Source organism: Blautia sp. MSK17_66, assembly GCF_020538025.1.
In the GTDB taxonomy this organism is placed as follows: Bacteria; Bacillota; Clostridia; order Lachnospirales; family Lachnospiraceae; genus Blautia_A.
Window position 1 is genome coordinate 1 of sequence record NZ_JAJBNQ010000073.1, and the last position, 1,002, is coordinate 1,002.

Here is a 1,002-nt window from a genome sequence, read left to right on the forward strand (position 1 = left end):
ATTAGGCAGACATAAGCCGGATCTTTGGATTGTTACCGAAGATATGACGAGCCAACCGAATCAGCCATGGCGTGCGGACAGGACAACACCTGTAATTTTAATCACAGGCAATCCTGATGCTGTTGAAATTAAAAAGAATTCAGGAAAACTAACTGTTCTTTCTATGCCATTATCAATAGTTGATTTGCGGAAAACCGTCGAAATATATGTGTCGTGAGGAGAAGTTTATGCTGTACATAATACTATTATTTGTATTTGTAGTTGTATATTTGATGATGCTTATGCGGAGACAGAAAGAAAAGATGAGCGAAATTAAAATACAAATAGATCAACTGCAAGCACAACATGATCGATTGCAGAAAGAAAGGGATCAGTTACAAGAACGGATGAATCATCTGGAAGAGCAACGAGAACACTTGCAAATGCAAACAGACCAGGCATTTCGGAGTGCTGATGAAATCGAGAAAATTTACGATGAGATATGGAATCATGCTAATACCATTCACCTTTACTCTTCGTTAGCTGAAGAAGAAAGCAAATCTATAACAATGAAAGAAAAACAAAAAGAAATTATTCGAACAACTGAGGAAATTCTAAACATCATATATAAATATAAAGGTAATGTATAATAAAAATATGTCATTGTAATGATTAGCGTTCAAGGTAAATTCTTATGTAATAATATCACAGAAGGATTTACCTTTTTCAGGTACAATAGAGATACAAAATTTGAAAGGGGAACAAAGCATTGGCAAAAAGAATGGCAAGTGTCGATAAAAAAAGATGTGTTGCCTGCGGAGTATGTGAAAATACTTGTCCGCTGGCAGCTGTCAAAGTTTACCATGGATGTTATGCTGTGGTAGAAGAAACAGTGTGTGTAGGATGTGGAAAATGTGCAAAGTCCTGTCCGGCAGGTTGTATTGAAATGAAAGAGAGGACAGCGATGTGAAGAAAAAGAAACATTGGTATGATTATTTATGGATATGGGCGATCCTTTATTTT

At 35.9% G+C, this 1,002-nt stretch carries 3 protein-coding genes; all 3 read left to right on the forward strand.

Annotated elements, in window-relative coordinates; genetic code table 11:
- Window positions 1-217: hypothetical protein (locus tag LIR34_RS17495; protein WP_330603753.1), on the forward strand; the 217-nt coding region annotated here is incomplete at its 5' end.
- An 85-nt stretch (window positions 218-302) separates the two neighbouring features.
- Window positions 303-629, forward strand: coding sequence for a hypothetical protein (locus LIR34_RS17500; RefSeq protein WP_222891074.1), 327 nt, complete (start codon window positions 303-305; stop codon window positions 627-629).
- 119 nt (window positions 630-748) lie between these two features.
- Complete coding sequence (locus tag LIR34_RS17505) at window positions 749-949, forward strand: 4Fe-4S binding protein (protein ID WP_222891075.1); 201 nt, start codon at window positions 749-751, stop codon at window positions 947-949.
- The last annotated feature ends 53 nt before the right edge of the window (window positions 950-1,002 follow it).

Coding starts and splice junctions, on each gene's coding strand:
- LIR34_RS17500 (WP_222891074.1), top strand. CDS start 303: ATGAGCGAAATTAAAATACAAATAGATCAACTGCAAGCACAACATGAT.